The 6,034-nt window shown below is 69.3% G+C and carries 7 protein-coding genes; 3 read left to right on the top strand and 4 right to left on the bottom strand.

The annotated features are described in order from the left end of the window. On the bottom strand, positions 1–290 hold a 290-nt coding region (locus V6M42_RS11835), incomplete at its 3' end, for an SDR family NAD(P)-dependent oxidoreductase (protein WP_332678619.1). A gap of 182 nt (positions 291–472) precedes the next feature. Here V6M42_RS11835 and V6M42_RS11830 point away from each other — a divergent pair. Continuing rightward, the gene (locus tag V6M42_RS11830; RefSeq protein WP_332678618.1) at positions 473–1,135 is read left to right on the top strand and encodes an RpiB/LacA/LacB family sugar-phosphate isomerase; all 663 of its coding nucleotides are present in this window, start codon (positions 473–475) and stop codon (positions 1,133–1,135) included. A gap of 49 nt (positions 1,136–1,184) precedes the next feature. On the opposite strand, the gene V6M42_RS11825 is transcribed toward V6M42_RS11830, so the two are convergent. The 3 genes from V6M42_RS11825 to V6M42_RS11815 all read right to left on the bottom strand — a co-directional run bounded on the left by V6M42_RS11825 (position 1,185) and on the right by V6M42_RS11815 (position 4,087). Further along, positions 1,185–2,510 (bottom strand): PQQ-dependent sugar dehydrogenase, encoded by a 1,326-nt coding sequence (locus V6M42_RS11825; protein ID WP_332678617.1) that lies wholly within the window; start codon positions 2,508–2,510, stop codon positions 1,185–1,187. Further along, the gene (locus V6M42_RS11820; protein WP_332678615.1) at positions 2,507–2,944 is read right to left on the bottom strand and encodes a DUF2231 domain-containing protein; all 438 of its coding nucleotides are present in this window, start codon (positions 2,942–2,944) and stop codon (positions 2,507–2,509) included. The genes V6M42_RS11825 and V6M42_RS11820 overlap by 4 nt, the downstream gene beginning before the upstream one ends. Before the next feature lie 99 nt (positions 2,945–3,043). Further along, a complete protein-coding gene (locus V6M42_RS11815; RefSeq protein WP_332658803.1) occupies positions 3,044–4,087 on the bottom strand; it encodes a LacI family DNA-binding transcriptional regulator in 1,044 nt (347 codons plus the stop codon). A gap of 170 nt (positions 4,088–4,257) precedes the next feature. Between V6M42_RS11815 and V6M42_RS11810 the strand changes: the two genes are divergently transcribed. Beyond that, complete coding sequence (locus tag V6M42_RS11810; RefSeq protein WP_332678614.1) at positions 4,258–5,067, top strand: 2-keto-4-pentenoate hydratase; 810 nt, start codon at positions 4,258–4,260, stop codon at positions 5,065–5,067. Positions 5,068–5,126: 59 nt separating this feature from the next. After that, the coding region (locus V6M42_RS11805) for a hydantoinase/oxoprolinase N-terminal domain-containing protein (RefSeq protein WP_332678612.1) at positions 5,127–6,034 on the top strand (908 nt) is incomplete at its 3' end.

The following is a 6,034-nucleotide window of genomic DNA, read 5'->3' as shown; positions in this document are numbered from 1 at the left end:
TCGAGGCTGTCGGCGCGGCGGATGATGCCGGCGTTGTTGACCAGGATGTCGACGGGACCCGCCTGGGCGACCAGGTCCGCGATCGGGGCGATGGAGCCGAGGTCGGCGGAGATCGCCTTGAAGCCGCGGCCCATGCCCGCGACCAGGGCTTCGGTTTCAGTCGGCGCCGAGCGGCCGACGGCGACGATGTCGGCCCCCGCCTGCGCCAGACCGATGGCGATGGCCTGCCCCAGTCCGGTGTTGGCGCCGGTGACGAGGGCCGTGCGGCCCGAGAGATCGAAGGGGTTCATTTCAACGGGCCCGGTTGGCTGAAGCGTGATCCGACATATATTCTTCCGGCCCGCGGGTCTCGGATTGTGCGCATAGGTAACCGGTGTCATAATCGGATGCAAACGATGCAGGCGCAGCCGGGCAGACGTCCAGCGCGCTATATCCCCCCGTTCCTTCCCGTCGCACGGCCCGGAGAAAATCCATGAAAATCGCCCTGATCATCGAGAACAGCCAGGCCGCCAAGAGCGAGACGGTTCACGCCGCCCTCACCGCAGTGGCCGAGCCTCTGGGCCACGAGGTCTTCCACTACGGCATGTATACGCCCGAGGATAAGGCCTCGCTGACCTACGTCATGAACGGCCTGCTGACGGGCATCCTGCTCAACTCGGGGGCGGCCGATTTCGTGGTTACGGGATGCGGCACCGGCACGGGCTCGATGCTGGCGGCCAACGCCATGCCGGGCGTCTTCTGCGGCCTGATCATCGACCCCACCGACGCCTTCCTGTTCGGCCAGATCAACGACGGCAACGCGATCGCCATGCCCTACGCCAAGGGCTTCGGCTGGGCGGCCGAGCTGAACCTGCAGGACGTCTATCGCAAGCTGTTCGAGGGCGAGCGGGGCCTGGGATATCCGAAGGAACGCGCCGAGATCATGCGCAAGAACCGCGGAATCCTGAAGGACCTCAAAGCCGTCACCTGCCACGACATGCTGACCGTGCTGAAGACCGTGGATCAGGACCTGCTGAAGGCCGCCGTCGCCGGCGAGCGCTTCCAGGAATACTTCTTCGCCAACGCCAGGGACGAAGGCATCCGCGACTACATCAAGGGCCTCGTCGGCAGTCCTCGCGTTCTCGAGAACGCCTGAGCCCGTTTACGGAACCCGTCCCGGGGGCTGATCGTCCCGTCCCCGGCGACTACGGGGCGGGCTGCGCGCGGGGCGCGGCCGCCCGGGGCGCGATACGCCAGACCGTGTTTGAGAGGTCGTCGGCCACCAGAAGGATGCGGCGGACCGGATCGAAGACGACTCCGACCGGACGCCCCCTGGCCTGACCCTCGTCGGTCAGGAAGCCGGTTGCGAAATCCACGGGAGGACCGCTGGGACGTCCGGCCGTGAACGGGACCCAGACGACGCGATACCCCGACAGGTCCTGGCGGTTCCAGCTTCCGTGCTGGCCGACGAAGGCTCCCTCGGAGAAGGCGCCGCCGAAGCCGCCGTCGCGGGCGAACGACAGGCCCAGCGGCGCGACGTGGGATCCCAGGGCGTAGTCCGGCGCGACCGCGCGCGCGACAAGCTCGGGGTTGCGGGGACGGACCCGCGGATCGACGTTGTTTCCCCAATAGCTGTAGGGCCAGCCATAGAACGCCCCTTCCCGCACGGAGGTCAGATAGTCGGGGACCAGTTGGGGACCGATCTCGTCGCGTTCGTTGACGACGGCCCACAGGGCGCTGGTCCGCGGTTCGATGGCCAGGGCGGTGGGATTGCGGATGCCGGTGGCGACGGTGCGGCGCGCGCCGGTGAGGCGGTCGATCGCCCAGACCACGGCCCGCTCCTCCTCGATCGCCAGGCCGCGCTCGCCGATATTGCTGTTGGAGCCGATGCCGACATACAGCGTCATGCCGTCGGCGCTGGCGGTCAGCGACTTGGTCCAGTGGTGGTTGATCCGGGACGGGAGTCTGGTCACCTCCTGACCGGGCGCGGTGATGCGGGTCTGGCCGGTCTGGTAGGGGAAGCGCAGCAGGGCGCCCTGCTCGGCGACGTAGAGCGCGCCGTCGACGAAGGCGAGGCCGTACGGCGCGTCGAGATTGTCGATGAAGACGGTGCGCACCTCGGGCTGGCCGTCATTGTTCGCATCGCGCAGCAGGGTGATGCGATTGCCGCTGCCGACCTGGGTGTTGCCCTGCTTCTTGATGAAGCCGGCGATCACGTCCTTGGGCCGAAGCTTGGGCGCCTTGCCGCCCCGCCCCTCCGCGATGAGGATGTCGCCGTTGGGCAGGACCAGCAGCTGGCGGGGTATCTGCAGGTCGGTGGCCATCGCGGTGACGGTGAAACCGGCCGGGACGGTCGGCTTCAGGTCGCCCCAGCCGATCGGCCTGGCGATCTTCATGGGCGGGACCAGCGTTTGCCGGATGGCGGGAAGGTCGGGTTCGGGCCCCGTCTGGTCCAGCGACCCGTCGCTGGCGTGACAGCCCGCGAGCAGCAGTCCGGCGGCCGCGGCGGCCATCAATGACGACCGGATCATCGGGCGGCCTCCGCTTCAACGGGACGTCCGAAGGCCATCACGCCCGCCGCGAGAGCCAGCAGGGCGCAGAGAATCGAGAGGATCAGGCCGAAGGCTCCGACCGAACTCCACGCGTCCTGGCTGTGCTTGAAGGCGTTGACCAGTCCGAGCACCCACATGACCGCCAGCACCGCGGCGTAGACGGCGCGCGGGCGTCGTTCCGCCCCTCGCCACCCGAGAAGCAGGGACAACAGCGCCCAGGCGAGGACCACGCCGCCGAACACGAGGGCGCCGCAGATCAGCCAGGACGAGAAATTCGTCCACTGGATTTCCGCCGTCTTCAGATAGGCGATGTCGGTCGCCAGCGCGCTGGTGAACAGGGAGATGGGAAAGCCCAGCAAGATGGCGTGCCCGGCGTGGAGAGCGCCCCCGGTTGTCAATCGCCCGATCCGCATCCCGGCCTCCCCTCGCGTTCGATGACCGCGAGTGAGTAAGCCTCGGGCAGGGGTGATAGTTCCCTTCCAACCCGCCGCCGCACCCCGACGCTCCGGGGTCTAGCGCGCCGGCGCCGCCGTTGAATCACGAACGACCAGCGACGGGTCGACCTCCGGCTGGATCAGGGTCGCGGGGTCGAGGCCGCGGCTGCGCGCGGTCAGCTTCTCGGCGGCCATCCGGCCCATGTCGCGGATCGGAAGACGCACCGTCGTCAGGTTGGGCCAGACCCGCGAGGCCATGGGCAGGTCGTCGAAACCGACGATGGACAGGTCCTCGGGGACCCGCAGGCCCGCGTCGCGCGCGGCCTTCATCACGCCGATGGCCATTTCGTCATTGCCGGCGAAAATGGCCGTCGGCCGCTGCGGCAGGGCCAGCAGTTCGGTCGCCGCCTCGACCCCCGATTCGAAGGTATAGGCTCCGCGACGGATGTAGGCGGGATCGAGGGTCACGCCATGTTCGGCCAGGCCTTCGGCGAACCCCCGGCCCCGCTCGTGCGAGGACCGGAAGGTGTCCGGGCCCGAGATGAAGGCGATGCGGCGGTGACCGAGTTCGGCCAGATGCCGGGCGGCCCGGGCGCCGCCGCGGCTGTCGTTGGTCACGACCATGCGGGCGGGTTCGTCCAGGGAGACCGAGGCGATGCGGACGTAGGGGCAGTCGGCCTCGCGCAGGATGGCGACGACCCGGTCGTCCTCGGACACAGAGGGCGGCATGACCACGCCGAACAGTTTCTGCCGGACGATGAAGGCCTGGACCTCGTGCAGGAAGGTTTCCGCGCCGCGGTTGCAGGGGTGGACCAGCAGCTCCAGGCCCGAGCCGCGGACCGCGTCCAGCACGCCCTGCTGCATGTTGACGACATAGTTCGGACTGGGGTTGTCGTAGATCATCCCGACCAGGAACGACCGGCGGAAGGCCAGGCCGCGCGCCTGCGGGTCAGGGGTGTAGCCATGCTCCGCGATGACCGCCTCGACCCGTTTGCGCGTGTCTTCCTTGACGAAGGGCGAGTTGTTGATGACCCGCGAAACGGTCTTCTTCGACACCTCGGCCAGCCGGGCGATGTCGTTGATGGTGGCGGGCTTTCCGCCTGTCCGTCGGGTTTCATTCACGTCGGGGTTCTCTCTGGCCGAACCTTGTCCTTAGCCTTTGCCGTCCCGTCTGTCAGCGGTCACGTCCCGCAGGGGCCGGTCAGACGACCGGGCCGTATGACAGGCGTCGCCGGATTCAAATTGACACCGGTTTCCTTCCTGCGCAATGTCCGCGCCAAACGGGAGGCGGCGTGAGCCACGCATTCGATAAAACCAGTTCGTCGCCGATCGCGCGCGCCTTCGTCGATGCGCGGCGCGCGGGCCGGTTGCTCTCGCCCTATCCCGGTCCGATGCCCGCCACCATGGCCGAGGCCTACGAGGTCCAGGACGAGGCGATCGCCGCCTGGCCGGACCGGATCGCGGGCTGGAAGCTGGGGCGGATCAGGGAACCCCTGGACCAGCAGTACGGCGCGGGGCGGCTGGCCGGCCCCATCTTCTCGCGCAATATCTGGCAGGCGGGGGCCGAGCCGACGCGCTTCCCGGTGATCGACGGCGGCTTCGCGGCGGTCGAGGCGGAATACATCATCCAGCTGGGCGCCGATGCGCCGGACCGCGGCGACTGGACGTCGGTCTCGGTCGCCCCGCTGATCGGACGGGTGTTCACCGGCGTGGAGATCGCCGGCAGCCCCTTCGCCGCCATCAACGACCATGGTCCGGCGGTGACCGCGTCCGATTTCGGCAACAACGCCGGCCTGATTCTGGGTGACGAGATCGGCGGCTGGCGCGACCGGCTGGCGGACCTGACCTGCACGGTCGAGATCGAGGACCGGATCGTCGGCCGGGGCGGGTCCGTCGACATCCCCGGCGGGCCGCTGGACTCCCTGGCCTTCCTGCTGAATCTGCTGCACGGGCGCGGCCGGCGGCTGGAGGCGGGACAGCTGATCTCCACCGGCGCGGCGACCGGGGTGCACCAGATCTTCATCGGCCAGTCCGCCGTCGCCGACTTCGGGCCGGACGGCCGGATCGCCTGCGCGGCCGTGGCCGCGACGCCGACCGCCTGACGTAGACGTACGGCGCCGTCCCCGGCTATCTGCATGGCTCCCGCAGCCGGAGCGAACCCATGAGCGCGTCATCGATCCCTGCACGCGCCGGCTGGCGCTTCTGGATCGATCGCGGCGGCACCTTCACCGACATCGTCGCCCGCGCGCCGGACGGGCGGCTCGAGACCCGCAAGCTGCTGTCCGACAGTCCGGAACAGTACGCCGACGCCGCCGTCGAGGGGGTTCGCCGCATCCTGGACGCCGCGCCGGGGCCCCTGCCCGAGGGGCGCGTGGACGCCATCCGCATGGGCACGACGGTGGCGACCAACGCCCTGCTGGAGCGCAAGGGCGAGCCGACCCTGCTGGCCATCACGCGCGGCTTCTGCGACGCCCTGCGCATCGGCTGGCAGAGCCGGCCGGACATCTTCGCCCGCAATATCGTGTTGAACGAACAGCTGTACGACCGGGTGGTCGAGATCGACGAACGCGTCCGCGCCGACGGGACGGTCGAACAGGTCCTGAACGAGGATCGCGCCCGCTCCGATCTGGCGGCGGCCCATGCGGCGGGCCTACGCGCCATCGCCATCGTGCTGGTGCATGGCTGGCGGTTCACGGAACACGAAACCCGGCTGGCGGAGATCGCGCGGGAGGTCGGGTTCGAACAGGTCTCGGTCAGCCATGAGGTCGGCGCGCTGATCAAGCTGATCGGGCGCGGCGACACCACAGTGGCCGACGCCTATCTGTCGCCGATCCTGCGGGCCTATGTGGATCGCGTGGGCGCCGATCTGGGCGAGGCGACGCCGCTGCTGTTCATGCAGTCCAGCGGCGGGCTGACCGCGGCGGGCGCCTTCCGGGGCAAGGACGCGATCCTGTCGGGACCGGCGGGCGGCGTGGTCGGCATGGCCCAGACCGCCCGGGCGGCGGGCTTCGACCGGGTCATCGGCTTCGACATGGGCGGCACCTCGACCGACGTATCGCATTTCGCGGG

This window comes from Brevundimonas sp. (assembly GCF_036677305.1).
Taxonomy (GTDB): domain Bacteria; phylum Pseudomonadota; class Alphaproteobacteria; order Caulobacterales; family Caulobacteraceae; genus Brevundimonas.
This window is presented reverse-complemented; position numbering and strand designations above follow the sequence as displayed.

Coding starts and splice junctions, on each gene's coding strand:
- V6M42_RS11830 (WP_332678618.1), top strand. CDS start 473: ATGAAAATCGCCCTGATCATCGAGAACAGCCAGGCCGCCAAGAGCGAG.
- V6M42_RS11820 (WP_332678615.1), bottom strand. CDS start 2,944: ATGCGGATCGGGCGATTGACAACCGGGGGCGCTCTCCACGCCGGGCAC.
- V6M42_RS11825 (WP_332678617.1), bottom strand. CDS start 2,510: ATGATCCGGTCGTCATTGATGGCCGCCGCGGCCGCCGGACTGCTGCTC.